Here is a 17,116-nt window from a genome sequence, read left to right as displayed (position 1 = left end):
TACTTCTATGGCAAACGTTATCTATATTCTTGATAAAGACAATGTCGGCATCAAGATCATTGAGGTTTTCTATCAAGGCACCGTGACCACCTGCCCTGTAAAGGACCTCTTCGTTTTCTAGAGCAAAAGGGCTGTTATCCATATCCACTGCCAATGTGTCCGTCTGCTTCTTCTGAAAAGAGTAGGAAATATCTATATTTGCCTTACCTCTCAATGCTATTTCATTATGTATATTAAACAATTCTTCATGCTCTTCTGATATGGTGAAATGCAAGCCTACAGAATCCTTGTTCAAATAGTGCTCACCTTCGTAAATGTGTTCATCTATGGGAGTAGTGGAACAATCCCCATATGAATGTATCTTAATGAGTGCCTTGGGCAAATCTCCATAATTCAATTCACTGTTGAGTACAGAGTCTATAATACCTACCCTCCCATCAGTAGTTTCCTTATTCAGTTTCTTCGACTCAATAGAGTCCTTTATATCTTCATAGAATGCAAAGTCCTCCAACTCGCCAAAGAACCTGTCAACGAATTCAGTTTCCACCCCATCATCAAGATATGAGTACAAATCCTTGAACATCCTTGTGGCAGCACCGCTTGCCGGTATGAATTTAATACAATCCTTACTGCAATAATCATCAGCAACCCTGTCAACACTTGTCAGTTCGTTTACAGTCACCGATGATACTATGTCTACATACTGTGTTCCCCTCTTAAACTTGTCTATGAATCTTTCCATTTCAATCCCCCTAGATTAAAACTCTTATCTAATCCCTACTAAACAAATCCCTCGTATAAACCTTGTCTTCAACATCTCTGATACAGTCATCAATCCTGTTGGCAACAATCACATCACTAATCCTCTTAAACTCATCAAAATCCCTAATGACCCTGGACTTGAAGAAATCATCCGCCTTAAGGGCTGGCTCATATACCACTACCTCTATACCCTTTGCCTTGATACGCTTCATTACACCCTGGATGGCAGACTGTCTGAAATTGTCAGAATCTGTCTTCATGGTAAGTCTGTATATACCTACTACCTCAGGATCCCTCTTGATAATCATATCGGCTATATGGTCTTTTCTGGTTCTGTTCGCATCCACAATGGCAGACATTATATTCTGTGGTACATCTGCATAGTTTGCAAGAAGCTGCTTTGTATCCTTAGGCAGGCAATAGCCCCCGTAACCGAATGACGGATTGTTGTAATGGCTTCCTATCCTTGGATCAAGTCCTACACCTTCAATGATCTGTTTGGTATCAAGACCCCTTACCTCTCCATAGGAATCAAGTTCATTGAAATATGAAACCCTCATTGCAAGATAGGTATTGGCAAACAGCTTGATTGCCTCAGCTTCTGTAGAACCCGTATGGAGTACAGGCACATCCTTCTTGATTGCACCTTCAGCCAATAGGTTTGCAAAGACCCTGCCCCTTTCAGAATCTTCTCCAACCACTATCCTTGAAGGATGAAGATTGTCATAAAGAGCCTTTCCTTCTCTCAGGAATTCAGGAGAAAATATTATATTATCGGTTTCAAACATTTCCTTGACCTTTTCAGTATATCCTACAGGTACAGTAGACTTGATAACCATTACCGCATCAGGATTAATGGACAATACATTTGCTATTACAGCCTCTACTGTCCTTGTATTGAAATAGTTCCTGTCTGGATCATAGTTTGTCGGTGTAGAGATAACAACATAATCGGCATCCTTGTAGGCAATATAGTTGTCAGTAGTCGCCTTAAGGTTAAGTTCACCCTTTGACAGATACTCTTCAATCTCCTTGTCAATAATAGGTGATTTCCTGTTATTGATCATATCCACCTTTTCCTGGATAATATCACATGCTATTACTTCATTTTTCTGTGCCAGTAGAATTGCATTAGACAGTCCTACATATCCCGTTCCCGCTATTGTAATATTCATTCTACTTGTCTCCCCCTACCTTGTAATATTCCCTGTACCACTTGGCAAATCTATCAAGTCCCTCATCAAGGCTGGTACTCGGTTTGAATCCGAAATCCTTCTCAAGTTCTGATACATCGGCATATGTCTGGTATACATCACCAGGCTGCATGGGAAGGAGTTCCTTGTCTGCTACACTGTTAATAATACCGTACTTCATAAGCTTGTCTTCCAATGTATTCACAAAGTCCATAAGACTCTCAGGACTGTTGTTTCCAATATTGTAAACCTTGTATCTGACACCATCTTCATTTGGTTCAGGTGCCTTGTTCATCACATTGACTACACCGGTTACAATGTCATCAATATACGTAAAGTCACGATACATGTCCCCATAATTATATATCTGAATCTTTTCACCCTTGACCAGCTTGTTCGTGAACTTGAAATATGCCATATCCGGCCTTCCTGCAGGTCCGTAAACAGTAAAGAATCTAAGCCCTGTTGCAGGAATATCATAGAGCTTTGAATATGCATGTGCCATAAGCTCATTTGATTTCTTAGTAGCTGCATATAAGGATACAGGATTATCTACCTGATCGTCAGTGGCATATGGAACCTTCTTATTGGAGCCATATACTGATGAAGAAGATGCATAAACCAAATGGTCCACTGGATAATTCCTGCAAGCTTCCAGAATATTGAAGAACCCTATGAGGTTTGAATCTATATATGCCTGAGGGTTGTCAATTGAATAGCGTACCCCTGCCTGTGCAGCTAAGTTGACAACGATGTCAGGTTTGTATAGCTCAAATATTGAATCAACAACATGCTTATCTGCCAAATCACCCTTGATGAAAGTGAAGTTTTCATATGATTGAAGCTGCAACAACCTGTGTTCTTTCAGGTTTACATCGTAATAATAGTTTACATTGTCAAAGCCTATTATTTTATTGTCCGAAACAAGAGCTTGTGCAAGGTTTGATCCGATGAATCCTGCAGCTCCTGTAATTAGTATTGTTTTCATTTTTGTAAGTTCCCCTTTATAATGTTTATGAAATCAATAAGTTATAGTTGTGTTCCCGGTACATATAGTTGTGTTCCCGGTACAAATCAGTTCATAACGATTTTGTTCCCGGTACCAATCTTCTCTGAATATTTAGTTGATGCATATCGTTTTTCAGAGCTTTCACAGGCACCGATCTCTAATTAATAATTAATTAATAATAAACCATACTCTTAATTACTTTTTTCTTTAAGAATTTTCTTGCTTCCAATTACAACTTTTTTCCTTAGTACCATTTTCCTGATATATAAGTATGACTCATCTTTTGATATCTTGGCCATCCCCCAATAAATTATTCCACCAGCGGCTATTTGGAGCAAAAGAACTATCCAAGGAGTAAATGGAGCCTTACCAAGAAAATAAACAAATATTCCCATAATTAAAGATATTGATATGGCAGGAATAATGTCTTGCAATTGTTCGTTCAATCTATAATCTATGTTAATTCTCGTAGCAATAAAAAAGCAAATCAAACTTACAACAGTAGACGCCAACGAGAACAAGGCGACCCACAAAACGCTTCTTAATACAAATGTACTAAATAAAGTACCTATTAGTGATGTTACATGTATTGCAACCATAATCCAAAAAACCAATTCACTTTTACCAATTGCCAAAATAGCTTGGTGACATGCAGATTCTATTGGTCTTGTCAAATATGACAAGCAAAAAATAATGATGAATGGTACTGCACTAACCCATTTGTCAGTTAACACTACTCTAACAAAACTATCCGCTACAGCAGCAAAGCCAATTACCAATGGACAGAGCACAAACATTCCAACCTTAATAAATTTCCGTAGAGTACTTTTTAATGCAACTTGGTCATCCTGTTTTCTAGATAATGCTGGCAAGAGTACCTTCTGAATTGATGTATTAATATTGTTTACTAATAAAGCCGGATATTTTTTCCCCTGATCGTAATATGCTAACTCAGATGGGCCAAAAACCTTTCCTATAATAAGACTTCGAATATCACCTCCTAATGTAAATACCAACTGTGTACAAAGCACTTTCCATCCAAATGAATAAATCTCTTTTGCTTTCTTTATTGACACTCTTCGTCCTGGATGCCAACCTCCTACGATTGACAATACAATAGTATCTACGGTTGTATTGGTTAAATACTGTGCAACTAATGCCCAAACGCCAAATCCTTTTATTGCTAAATATATACCAATAATTCCAGATAACACTGTACCAAACGAAGTTGAAATGAAGAATTTTTTAAACTGCATAGTTCGCTGAATGTATGCTTGTTGTATTGTATTAACCGATGTAACAATTAGTCTTAATCCGAGCACTCTAATAACAGATGGCAGTTCTGGCATTTGATAAAAATTTCCAATGATTGGTGCCGACCAAAACAGCATAAAATATAATAACAATGATAATAAAAAGCTCATCAAGAACGCTGTATTATAATCACGTTCGTCGACTTCCTTCTTCTGGACAATGGCGATTCCAAAGCCACTAGTAACAAACACATTGCACAAAGTGATAAAAACCATTACTATTGAAATAATGCCGTAATGTTCAGGAGTCAATAATCTAGCTAGAACAATTCCGACTATCGTTAAAACAAGTTGAGCCGTAATTCGCTCTGCGAATGTCCATACCAATCCACTAAATACTCCACTCGTTTTTTTATTCCTCATTTTTCTTCACTTCCTTTTCATAAATAAGTATCGATTCACTTGAATTTACTGGAATATATGTGCCTTAGAAACCATTGTATATTCTTTCTAGAACCCTAATCTCATTATTCATATCATAGTGCTTAAAATCACATATCAATTTACGTCTTTCCAAATTGGCCTGAATAACATCACACCATTTTTCATCTGTTTCATCTAACGATAATGAATAGATTCCATCTGAAATAAAAGCATCCGAAGGAACGGAATCCGAAACAATACATTTTATTCCGACTGCTTGAGCTTCAATCAATACAATACCAAGTCCTTCATACAATGACGGGAATACAAAACAGTCCATTGCTTTCATTATTTGTGGAATATCTGTTCTATGAGAAAGAATTAAGTAATTGTCTTTTGTTACAAATTGATTTAACTTGTTTTCTACCCGTTCTCTTAAGCTGCCATCCCCTACTAGAAGTAAAAATGCATTTTTATTTCTTTTCTTGTACTCCAAAAAGATGTCAACCAACTTGTCATGATTTTTCTGTATGTTAAAACGTCCAACATGTCCAATGACACATTTGTCTCTTGGTATTTTAAGGCGTGATTTCGCTTGTTCATAACTAATTTTACAATTTGTAAAGCGATTAAAATCAATGCCATTATGAACCACTACAGTATTGGTAACACCAAACATTTCATTCAATTCCTTAGCCATATCTGAATGCAAAGCAATTATCTGCATATGATTATTCTGGATTAGCGTATTTGCTGCTTTCTTCTCAATATTATTGACACCACCAAAAAATTTCACCGGGATATTATGACAGGTATATAACACCTGTACATTTAAATTTCTAAGCTGCTTGCTAATTGGAGAAATATATTTAAGTTGAGATAAATGGACATGGATACATCCTATTCTATTCTTCTTGACAATGTTAATTATTCGTCTGCTAACATAAAAACGGCCAATAGTTTTATTAATAACTCTTATAGGGAAATTCCAAATTGGATACATTTTATGTATTGTTGTTCCAACTTCTCTCAACAACTTACTATTTGCGCTTTTACCATTATCCCAAATTACTGCCACTTCAATTTTGAAACATTCTTTATTTATCAGTGTTGCGTAATCCTTTACAAGAGTCTCCGCTCCTCCATCTGACAAAGACCCAATAAATTCCAATATTTTCATAATTATACCTTAACTCCCCTTCGTTTATAAGCCCACCAAACAATTATATAAATTGGTAGTGCCACCTGAATCATATACCCGAATACGATTGTTACATTATACATCGAGATACCTAACGCAAGATAAATAGTCATAAAAATGTATATCACTTTAAAGAATGGGTTTTCTTCCAATTTTGCATATTCACCAAAGACAAAGCACTTTCTTGTAAATATTACCGAGTAAAGTGGCGAAAAAATCGGAGTGAAGTAATACATGCATAGGCCTACTGTTGTAGGTATCTGCCCACCAGAATCATTACAAGCATTAAAAAATTCAGATACCGTTTTTCCATGCAATCCGAATAAAGTTGAACTAAATGGGATAGATCCTAAATAATCCCTGATACAATAGTAAGCTCTGCTAACAATACTTCCTGTCATGTTGAATGCACCAGATACAATATTTACACCTGAAAAATATGAATTCGTTATACTCGCGAAATACGAGGAGAGATTTCTATCGCTATACAGCAAAGAAAATCTATAATAGAAATAAAAAACCACGACAACAGCAACCAAAATAAATGGCTTATACATTCTCTTAACATCAATTTTATACAACCCAAAGAATAACAATAGTAGTATTATGCAGTTAATAAAACTTCTAGCAATAACACCATCTATCAACAAAAACGGAAGCATCGTAGCTGCTAAAGCAATAGGTTTGGCATATTTAAACTTACTGATTGCAACAATAATATAAGCCGGAATTAGCAACTTATCTACATTTAGAATATAATTTGCAAGCACAAGCATAAGTTTTTTTAAAAACGAAGTTCCATATTTAGAAATAATCCATGTTTGCTCAGCATTCGCAAAACGTCCATTTTCTTGAAACAGATTAAGTAACGTTACGTTATTATTTATAACCTCAGGAGCAAAAGAAAAGACAACAATACTGATTAACAAAACAGCAAATACAGCGAAAGTCATTCTCTTCATTCCATGTTCGCTGTATTGTTTAGAAATAAAGTCGCGCTTTATCCTTACTCTCATTGCAAGTGAAATAGCTATTGTTTCATATACAAGTAACAACACGGCCATAGGTGTATTTTCAGCAGTATTAATAGTAATTGAAAACTTATATTCACTAAATGCTATAAGTAATGGATTTACTACTAATCTTATAAATTCCACTGCAAATAGCATTAGTAGACCAATATTTGATTTCAGATATTTTATCTTATTACAATTAAAAACAACAAAAAACAGATAAGAACTAGGTAATAAAAAAAGCAACCTATATCCTTCAACGCTAATAGTTTCCATCAGAACAACAATCGCGGAGAATATTGAAGCTACACATATAACATACAGACCTAGCAATTCATTTGTAGGCTTATATATTTTAGTCACAATTTCCTCCTCCTTTAACTTCTACTTCAACCATAATTCCCTATCAAATGCTTCTATTTTTTCGAATAATACATTCAACCACAAGTGAATGGAATCCTTTTGCCAACTTATTCCATTCATACTCTTTTGCTAAAATAGTTGCATTGTGACCCTTTCTTGGTATTTCTTGAACATTGGATATGCATGAAACAAGTGCATCCTTAATTGATTGGCTATCAGTTTCTCCTATCCACCCAGCATCAAATGATTGAATTTCACTACTCATATTCGATCCAGTTGTTACTAATGCTGGTATGCCATAAGACAGCGCCTCCAATAATCCCATTGGATGCCCTTCAAATCGCGAAGTAAGGACAAATACATCTGTATTTAATAAAACTTCCTCTTTTTCACTTCCATGAACACCGGGTTTAAGAAATACAAGATTCCCCAATCCCTTTTCATCAATCATATTATGTAATGCTTCAACCGATCCTGCATCATCTGGCCCATAAATATTAAAGGCACCCTTCTTAAATAGCAATTCATCTGAACATCCCTTTATTGCATCTATTAACAAATCTAATCCCTTGTGATGAATAGAAATTCTTCCTATGAATGAAAAAACAATCTTGTCTTCTGAAAAGTACTTTTTGATCACAGATGGAATAACAATTCCGTTTGGTATAACAAATGTGTTCTTATTCCATTTATTTCCGGAATCAGCCTTTTCTTTTTCTGTCAGATATTGGATACCCGCAGCATGCTTTGCAAACGATCTAAACATCATAATATTACCCAATACCTTTTTGTTTCTTTTTATATGCTGAGCTTTTTTTGTAAGTGCACCTCTCGGTACAATAACATAAGGAATATTCTTCCTCCTCAATTCCTTTGCCAATCTAACATCTGATGACTGATAAAAGCTTTCAAACACTACAACATCAGGTTTGTCAAACGGCTTCGGTAAATCTTCTAAGGTATTAAACCCATATTCTTCACATGTATGGAAAAGGCCTGTTTCCTCCCATTTATGCACTCTTGCATTTGTGGTATTTATCCATAAAACCTCATCTATCTCCGATTGTGCTTCTATCTGCTTTGGTACACTATACGTTGGTCCAGCACTTGGATTACCCGAGAGATTTGTATGATATAGGATTACTAATTTATCTTTCATAATCATTCACCACATACTTTTCTTACTATACTTTTATACGATTCTGCTCTATCGATACACTGTTCTCCCAACCTACGAGAATTTCCAGCCATTTCTTTTCTTAAATCATCATTATCAATAAGTTTCTTAAGTGATTCGTATACATCATCTGTATTTTCACATTCACAATTCAAACCAGCTTGATACTTTTCAAGCAAACATCTGTACTCTTGACTTTCCTGTGTATTAACTACAGGCAACCCTGCCATCGCATAATCATTTACCTTATTAATAACACTACCTGCTGATCCTTTATGAATTGGATTGACCGCAATATCCGAATTTACAAGCCTCTCGACCATTTCTGGATAATCCAATCTACTTGTAAATTCGGCATTGATGCCTTTTTCTTTAGCATAATTCTCAAATCGTTCTTTATAAGATCCATCGCCCATCACTAAAAACTTTACAGGAGTATTAATTCTTGCAATCGCATCAATAACTGTTTCCAAATCATAACTTGCAGTCAGACTTCCAATATAGCTGACAACAATCTCGTCAGATTCCTTTTTAAATCTACGAGCGTATTTATCAAATGTTTCTTTCTCAGTACCCAAATATACAACGGTAGGCTCTTTGCACTTATTATTAACCGCCATACCACGTTTCGCATAAGTCTCAGAAACCGCAATTATCTCATCTGCCATAGCATATATCTTGTCAGCCTGCTTTTTCATCGGATAGAATCCGATATCACTAATAACCGGTATGTTCAACACCATTTTGAATGCTTCTGGCCATAGATCCTGAATATCAGCAATGAATTTAATATCATTTGCTTTACAGTAATCTGCACATATCTCTGCAATAGCCAAAGAGGGAACTGCCGTATAAATTACATCCGGCTTCTTTCTATCTTTCAAATAATTACCAATATTCTTTGCCAATATTTTGTGACTTGAAAACCTTTTTAAACATACGTTCTTTGGATAGCCTGGTTCTTTAATCGCAGTAACCTTAATTCCCGTCAATTCACCTACTGCCTTAAAATGTGTTTTGGAACTATGGTGGTAATTTGAGGTTATAATTTCGACATCACACTGATTGTCTCTCAGCAATTTTGCCAAATAGACAAATCGACTATTATTTCCTTCAAAACATCCTATATCTCTCAGATACTGAGCAACAATCACAATATTCATAAACTATCCTCACAAAAATTTTTATAATAATGACTTTGGATAGCCAAAGATTTCTTCACTTTCTAAAACAATTGGTTCGACATCAACATCTCTTAAAAAGATGTACGGTTTGTCGTAATGATGATATTGATCACGAACCACATTATCACAGTTGCCATCTTCCATAATCTTGATAGTATCCTCAATCAAATCAAATCCAACACGCGACATGACCCCTGTATACGCCATATGACGGATATTGACTTCAGTAACTTTCATATTTCTGTTTTTGTCCTCTTTCAGGTCAAAAGACAAAATACCATGCGCTGAAACGCCAAGTTTCTTTTCTAAGTACTTAATACAACCATCACAGGACTCATTAATACGATCTTCGTTCAAGAATCTGCCGAACTGAGTATTACCAGTCACATGTGAAGGTGCCGTATTTGCCATAACATATTCAACGCATTCGAGCGCTGCACCTTTGACGTATTCTCCATTGTAATAGAGCATTTGGTTTGCCAGATGACGTCCATTAAGAAACTCGCTTACTGTGAACTCTGGAATTTTTGAATTAATGAAAAGCCAACTCTTGTAGCTAGCAATATCATCCAGACAAAGCGATCCTAAACCTCCAGTTCCTTCTGTTGCTCTAATCCAGCAAGGGAATCCAATCTCATTCTCTACATCTTCAAAACGAGGATTCTCCTGAGTAACCTTGATTGTCTTTGGTATGTAATCGGTTCCCTCAAGAAGATCTGCCATAATTGACTTGTCTTTCAAAGAAACAGAAAGCAACTTACTTCCCATAAACACTGGGCAAGGATATTTACCATTCATTTCATAGTAATCTCCCCACGCTACGATCTCACTCTCTGGCTGAACAAAAGCATAATCTATCCTCCTTGCTTCAACCAGTTTTTCAATCCAAGGGAAATAATCAGAAGATGTGCATCTTGGGCAAATATAATACTCATCCACCAATCCTTTCATAAAGAATCCCATAGCTTTCTTTTCTATATCACAACCAATAATTTTATAATCTGGATGGTTCTCTCTGATAATAGTTGTAATGGAACGAGGTGTTAATCCACCAATTCCTGTCACCAAAATCGTCTTCATTGTTTTACCTCTTCTCTCTATCAATAATTCGTAATATTTCTTCTACTTCTTCTTCCATGTCTGTAACCGGGTACCGCTGATCACATATCAAAGACATTTCCTCGTCATGAAAACTTGTTCTTTAGCTTGGATATGCTACATCCACAGGCCAATGGCAAGCGCAGTAAATAGCTTCTTGAATCAGTTCTTTTCTAAGATGAGTTTTTTTATAATTTGCCATAACTTGCTTCAAAATACAAATCCTTCATTATCTCAACCTCCATCAATAAAACTTGTCTATTTCATATCCTATAAATTCTTGATTTTTTTATCACATAAGTACTCTTCTATAGAGGATATTATTTTCTTCATATCTTTATTATCATATCTTTGATCGCATATAAGAGACAATTCTTCACAATAAATCTTAGTACTTTCCACCTTTAATCCTATTGATGCAGGATAAGGCCAGTGAACAGGGCAATAAATTTTATTTGATATCAAATGATTTCTAAGCCCATCTCTTAAATAAGATTTAACCTTAATTGGAAAAAACAATGGGCAATCATTATCTAAATCAAACGAATTTACTAGAGGTTTCACGGAGTCATATTTTCTTAAACTCTCATATAATATACTTGCATTGCTTTGTCGTTTCTTTCTTATAGTATCTACATCTATTGAATTTAAGAGATTTCTCGATATTTCATCTATTTCTAAATTCTTATATTCAAATTGAATTCCTTTGTTAAACTCTGAAAACAATGCAAGATAGTTTTCTTTTTGGTTTTCTTTAATTAATCTCCCATTTTCCATATCGCAAATATATTCATATTTTTGAGTCATCGCCCTAACTTTAATATCAATTAGAACTTCTGGTGGTTTACAAACTTCTTGTTCAGCTAACGCCCCTTGGTGCTTAATAACTAATCCCCCACTTGGTATGGCTACCCACTTTCTTATACTTGCAACACTATAATCTGCTTTATCACAGTATGATTTCTCACTTAATAACCTATGTGTAATATCTTCAATTACTATTACACCATTATTTTTAAACGCTTCAATTACATCATCCATCGTCGTACTAAGAAACCCAAAATAGCTAACTGCAAAAAAAACATCACACTGTTTTTTGTAATCTATTACATATTGTACTCCCTTACTACTAAATATAACATCGTAAAACTCAATCTTTATGTTTCTATCTATGAATGGCTGTAGCATGGACTGACAACAATATGATGGCACATATACACTTGTTACTATTTTTGCCACATCCTCTAAAGCAAAGTCTATTGCAGTTCGTCCTGAAAACAATAGTAAGTAGTCTGTAACGGAATTTAACATGTTAAATATACTCTTACCTCTTCTATTAGAAACACTCTCATTCCAAAATTCACTGCCTATTTCAAACATCCATAATACCTCTAATTACTATACTTAAGAAACTGCTAATATTAATTCAAAATTGTTTTTCTATACATTCAAATCATTTATTAATTGATAGTATTCTTCTCTCAATATTCCAACAATAACTTCATTTCTGTATTCATTATTCTTGTATATAGATTTCCTTACTTTACCTTCTATAACCCAACCACATTTAATATACAAATTTTGTGATGCTATGTTATTTTCAAACCAACTACCATCCAATCGGTTCAATTGCAACTCTTCAAAAGCATATTTCATAACAGCCATAACTGCATCTGTTGCATAACCTTGTCCTTTGGGTGTATTTTTACCTAACTTAATGCCATGTGTAGCTTTTCTATTTTTCCAATCAATTTTTCCTAAAGTAGCAAGTCCAATAAGCTCTCCTTCATTACTTTGAATTGCAAATTTAAGATTATTTTTGTCTGTAATCATATTTTTATACCATTGTTCTTGCTCATATTTAGATGTTGGAAAACTCCACCCTATAACTGCACTTTCCATTTCAGGATCATTTAACATTTCTCGTAGATATTCCATATCTTCAATTTCTAGCGCTCTTAAAATGACTCTTTTTCCTATTAAATTCATTTACTCTGCCTCCTTAATTTGTTTCATCCTATATGTGTGGAAATCTTCAATTACACTGGTTCCTCTAACCGTAACATCCTCTCGTCTTAATACTTTTAAGAATGTCTTTATAATAATTTTTATGTCTCCAATAAAAGTTATTGCTTCAATATAATTCAGATCTAACTCAAATCTTTTTTCCCACATTGATGTATTTCTTCCATTGATTTGAGCCATACCTGTTAACCCTGGTCTAACATTATGTCTATGCTTTTCCATATCATTATAGTATGGGAGATACTGAATTGCTAATGGTCTAGGTCCTACAATACTCATATTTCCCTTCATAATATTAAAAAGCTCAGGAAGTTCATCCAGGCTAGTACTCCTCAATAACCTTCCAAACTTAGTAAGCCTCATACTATCTGGCAACAACTCTCCATTTTCATCCCTCTCATCCGTCATCGTCCTAAACTTATACATAGTAAATATCTTCTCATTGAGCCCCGGTCTCTTCTGCTTAAATATCACAGGACTTCCAAGTTTAGTTCTCACAAGTACCGCAACTATCAACATAACCGGAGATAATACTATAATTGCTATCAAAGACAATATAAAATCCATAGGTCTTTTGAAATATCTTCTATACATACATTAACTCTCCATAATCACTCAGCAATAGCAATCTCATCATATACTTTACTTTGCCAAAGCCCTTTAATAACACCACAAACCCTATCAAGATCCTCATCACTCATCTTCGTATCACTAGGCAAACAAACCCCATTCTCAAAAAGCTTCTGGCTTATATCTCCACCAACAAAATCATACTTTTCAAAGTATGGCTGCATATGCATTGGCTTCCAAACATGTCTAGACTCTATACTCTCTTTCTCAAGAGCTTCAATAATATCAATAGGCTTAACATTTCCTTGTACAGTCATGCAAGACAACCAGTAGTTCGGTGCATCCCACTCGTTCACCGGCATCATCTCAAGTCCTTCAAGACCGCTGAGTTTTCTCTTATAAAACTCGTATATATATTTCTTCTTCTCTACTCTATCTTCAAGTACCTTAAGCTGTCCCCTACCAATACCAGCAACTACATTGCTAATACGGTAATTATATCCCAGCTCACTATGCTCATAATGCCTTGCATTATCTCTAGACTGAGTAGCCCAAAACTTGACCTTGTTGATTCTTTCTTCATTGTTGGATACAAGCATGCCACCACCTGAAGTAGTTATTATCTTATTTCCGTTAAAGGAAAATATTCCATAGTCGCCAAATGTACCTGTATGTTTCCCTTTGTATCTAGTACCTAAAGATTCAGCAGCATCTTCAATAACTACAACATGATGTCTATTGCAAATGTCCATTATCCTGTCCATGTTAGCAGACAATCCATAAAGATGAACCACTATTACAGCCTTTACTTGAGGATATTTCTCGAATGCCTCTTCCAAGGCATCAGGATCCATATTCCATGTCTTGCAGTCACTGTCTATGAATACAGGAATTGCACGCTTGTATATTATTGGATTGGCAGTTGCCGAAAAAGTGAGAGACTGACAAAATACAATGTCCCCCTCTTTAATTCCTGCTGCTTTTAGGGCGAGATGGATTGCAGCAGTTCCTGCAGACAATGCCGCGGCGGACTTGATGCCTACTTTTTCAGCCATCTCTTTTTCAAACTGGTTTACATTATTGCCAAGAGGTGCTATCCAGTTGGTATCAAATGCTTCCTTTACATATTCAAGTTCGTATCCTTCGTCACTCATATGAGGTGAAGACAGCCATATTTTATCTGCCATTATCCATCTCTCCTTTCGACCTTAGTGTTTAGTAAGTATAAAGCTAAAAGCTAAAAGCAATCTGCTAGCCAACACTTTTAATAAGTCCCGCCAATAGTTTTCCTGTTTCTTGTGCAATACTCAATGTATTTTTATAATCAGAATCACTTATGTAATTCAAGTCCTTTGCCAGCAGCAGTTGATACTTGGTCTCCTCTAAGGATCCCCTTGCTATCAGCAGGAATCTTTTGAATTCCTTGTTTGAACCTCTTGCACGTCCCTCTACAATATTAGATGGTACGCTAACTGCGGCCCTACGTATTTGAGATGTCAAGCCAAATGATTCATCCTTGGGAAAGTTTTTAGTGATCTCATAAACTTTCAACGTCAATTCGTGAGCCTTCTTCCAAACCAACAAATTATCCATTAGCAGACCTCTTTATTAGCTGTTAGTTATTAGTATTTAGCTAATAGCTTTATGCTTTTAGCTTTCTACTTTCAGCTTTCCTGCACTTTGTATACACCATTTGCCCACAAAAAACCCGGTGTCAGTGAACACCAGGCATCTATCCTTTATCTGTCTGTTACTCTACCGCTTTGCTACTGCTTCTCTATTGTTTAACCACTGCTTTACCGCTCTTCTTAAACTTCACAACATTATCAGCCTTCCCCTGGTTCTCAGGTTCTTTCCGTTCCTGTTGTCTATGTTGTCTCTCAGGTTGTCAAGATGCTCCATGAGGTGTCCCATGTCCGTGAAATATGGCTTGCCTATGAATATCTTTCTGTGTTTTGTCTTTGTTATTCCCTCACCGTCAAGGAGAAGCTCTTCATAAAGTTTTTCACCGGGTCTTAGTCCTGTAAACTTGATGTCCATGTCCTCGTAAGGCGTGAATCCCGACAGCTTGATGAGGTCTTCTGCAAGATTGAGTATCTTTACAGGCTCTCCCATGTCCAGAACGAAAATCTCTCCGCCTTCAGCCATTGCACCTGCCTGGAGTACAAGCTGAGACGCCTCGGGTATCGTCATGAAATATCTTATTATCTCGGGGTGGGTAACCGTAACGGGACCTCCCGCTGCTATCTGCTTCTTGAAAAGAGGTATTACGCTTCCGTTGGATCCCAGTACGTTTCCGAACCTTACTGCAACGTATTCCGTATTGCTCTTCGCATTGAACGTCCTTATGATTATCTCGCAGATCCTCTTGGTGGCTCCCATTACATTGGTAGGGTTTACCGCCTTGTCCGTGGATATCTGGACGAATTTTTCCACATTGTATTTGTCGGCAACACGCACCAGGTTAAGGGTGCCGAATACATTGTTCTTTATTGCCTCGTGGGGGCTGTCCTCCATCAGCGGCACATGCTTGTGTGCTGCAGCGTGGAATACAACTTCAGGCTTGTATTTCCTGAAAAGATGGTTCAGCCTGTCCGCATCCCTTATGGATCCGACCTTTGCTTGAAAGTCCAGGGTCTTCTCTTCCTTGTTGTATGTCCAGTTTAGCTCCTGCTGTATGGCATAGAGTCCGTTTTCATTTATGTCAATAAGTATGAGCTTTTCCGGCTGGAATCTGGCTATCTGCCTTGCTAGCTCCGAACCTATGGAACCTGCTCCTCCTGTGACCATAACTGTCTTGCCCTTCAGGAAGTCGTTTATATTGTCCGTGTCCAGACGTATTTCTTCCCTTCCCAGAAGGTCCTCTATCTGGACTTCCCTGATCTTTGATATGTTCACATTGCCATCTATCAGTTCATATACGCCTGGAAGTATCTTGAGCTTGCAGTCGGTCTTCTTGCATTCCTCTATTATACCCTTGATCTCCTTCCTGGATGCGGATGGTATGGCTATGATGATTTCGTCAATATTTTTATCTTCTGCTGTTTCTACTATGCTGTGTCTGCCGCCCTCAACAGTTATGCCGTTTATATTCTTGCCCTTCTTGTTGGGGTCGTCGTCCATAATTACTACAGGCTCTCCCTCCCGGAAGTTTCTGTTTTTAAGCTCTTTTACAATCATGATGCCGGCATCTCCGCCGCCTATGACCATTATCTTCTTTCTCTTCTCAGTGCTGAATATATTGTTAATATTGCCACCGAAGATCCTGTATCTCCTGAATACCCTGTAGGACATCCTCAGTCCGCCCAATAACACCATGTCGAATACGGTTGTGAGGATGTATATGCTTCTGGGCATTCTTGCCTGCAGGAAGAACATAAATGCCACAAAGACTATGTTTGCAAAGACAACTCCTGCAACTATCTCCATCATCTCTTCAATGGATGCATATTCCCATAGGCTCTTGTATAGTTTGAAAAAGAAAAGCACTATGAGTTTTATCAGTATTATACTGATTATATATTTCTTTAAAACAACTGCGAATTCTTCAGGAACAGTGCCGTCGAATCTCAACAAGAAGGATGCCATAATAGATATGGTAAGAAGCACTGCGTCCGCTGCTATCAGATATACCGTTCTCAGTTTTCTTTTCATTGTTATTACCCCTTTGTTTCACAATAGTGCAACAGTTGTAAAGTCGTAGCATGGCAACCGTTACATCAAAAAATAAGCACCGGGGAAAATCGTGCGATTATGCCATAATTACTCAAGTCAAAATTTGGGAAAAATCCTGGAAGTGATTTTTTTCCCTCTGTTCCCCTTTTATATGCTTGTGTTGCTGAATC

The 17,116-nt window shown here is 36.6% G+C and carries 15 protein-coding genes; all 15 read right to left on the bottom strand.

Translation table 11 applies throughout. The features are described from left to right. Positions 1–742 (bottom strand): DUF4301 family protein (locus tag BUB05_RS16670; protein ID WP_139258056.1); only part of this gene is annotated, 742 nt, incomplete at its 3' end. Positions 743–770: 28 nt separating this feature from the next. Further along, positions 771–1,937, bottom strand: a complete 1,167-nt coding sequence (locus BUB05_RS16665) for a nucleotide sugar dehydrogenase (RefSeq protein ID WP_073050744.1) — start codon at positions 1,935–1,937, stop codon at positions 771–773. A gap of 1 nt (position 1,938) precedes the next feature. Next, entirely contained in the window at positions 1,939–2,943 is a 1,005-nt protein-coding gene (locus BUB05_RS16660) for an NAD-dependent epimerase/dehydratase family protein (RefSeq protein ID WP_073050743.1), read from the bottom strand. A gap of 212 nt (positions 2,944–3,155) precedes the next feature. Then, a complete protein-coding gene (locus tag BUB05_RS16655; protein WP_073050742.1) occupies positions 3,156–4,640 on the bottom strand; it encodes a lipopolysaccharide biosynthesis protein in 1,485 nt (494 codons plus the stop codon). 64 nt (positions 4,641–4,704) lie between these two features. Next, positions 4,705–5,820 carry a glycosyltransferase gene (locus tag BUB05_RS16650; RefSeq protein WP_073050741.1) on the bottom strand — a complete coding sequence of 372 codons (1,116 nt, stop codon included), beginning with the start codon at positions 5,818–5,820 and terminating at the stop codon, positions 4,705–4,707. A gap of 2 nt (positions 5,821–5,822) precedes the next feature. Next, positions 5,823–7,217, bottom strand: coding sequence for a hypothetical protein (locus BUB05_RS16645; protein ID WP_073050740.1), 1,395 nt, complete (start codon positions 7,215–7,217; stop codon positions 5,823–5,825). 43 nt (positions 7,218–7,260) lie between these two features. Further along, positions 7,261–8,376 (bottom strand): glycosyltransferase, encoded by a 1,116-nt coding sequence (locus BUB05_RS16640; protein ID WP_073050739.1) that lies wholly within the window; start codon positions 8,374–8,376, stop codon positions 7,261–7,263. A 2-nt stretch (positions 8,377–8,378) separates the two neighbouring features. Further along, entirely contained in the window at positions 8,379–9,557 is a 1,179-nt protein-coding gene (locus BUB05_RS16635; protein ID WP_073050738.1) for a glycosyltransferase family 4 protein, read from the bottom strand. 21 nt (positions 9,558–9,578) lie between these two features. Then, positions 9,579–10,658, bottom strand: a complete 1,080-nt coding sequence (locus tag BUB05_RS16630; RefSeq protein ID WP_073050737.1) for an ATP-binding protein — start codon at positions 10,656–10,658, stop codon at positions 9,579–9,581. Positions 10,659–10,946: 288 nt separating this feature from the next. Beyond that, complete coding sequence (locus BUB05_RS16625; RefSeq protein ID WP_073050736.1) at positions 10,947–12,056, bottom strand: aspartate aminotransferase family protein; 1,110 nt, start codon at positions 12,054–12,056, stop codon at positions 10,947–10,949. A gap of 60 nt (positions 12,057–12,116) precedes the next feature. Further along, on the bottom strand, positions 12,117–12,665 hold the full coding sequence (locus BUB05_RS16620; RefSeq protein WP_073050735.1) for a GNAT family N-acetyltransferase: 549 nt from the start codon (positions 12,663–12,665) through the stop codon (positions 12,117–12,119). Further along, on the bottom strand, positions 12,666–13,295 hold the full coding sequence (locus BUB05_RS16615) for a sugar transferase (RefSeq protein WP_073050734.1): 630 nt from the start codon (positions 13,293–13,295) through the stop codon (positions 12,666–12,668). Between the two features lie 17 nt (positions 13,296–13,312). Then, complete coding sequence (locus BUB05_RS16610) at positions 13,313–14,458, bottom strand: DegT/DnrJ/EryC1/StrS family aminotransferase (protein ID WP_073050733.1); 1,146 nt, start codon at positions 14,456–14,458, stop codon at positions 13,313–13,315. Between the two features lie 64 nt (positions 14,459–14,522). Next, complete coding sequence (locus BUB05_RS16605) at positions 14,523–14,864, bottom strand: four helix bundle protein (protein WP_073050732.1); 342 nt, start codon at positions 14,862–14,864, stop codon at positions 14,523–14,525. 222 nt (positions 14,865–15,086) lie between these two features. After that, the gene (locus BUB05_RS16600; RefSeq protein ID WP_073050731.1) at positions 15,087–16,925 is read right to left on the bottom strand and encodes a polysaccharide biosynthesis protein; all 1,839 of its coding nucleotides are present in this window, start codon (positions 16,923–16,925) and stop codon (positions 15,087–15,089) included. Positions 16,926–17,116: the final 191 nt, after the last annotated feature.

It is taken from the genome of Dethiosulfatibacter aminovorans DSM 17477, assembly GCF_900142005.1.
In the GTDB taxonomy this organism is placed as follows: domain Bacteria; phylum Bacillota; class Clostridia; order Tissierellales; family Dethiosulfatibacteraceae; genus Dethiosulfatibacter; species Dethiosulfatibacter aminovorans.
The sequence above is the reverse complement of the archived record's forward strand: the minus strand, read 5'-3'. Positions and strand labels throughout refer to the sequence as shown.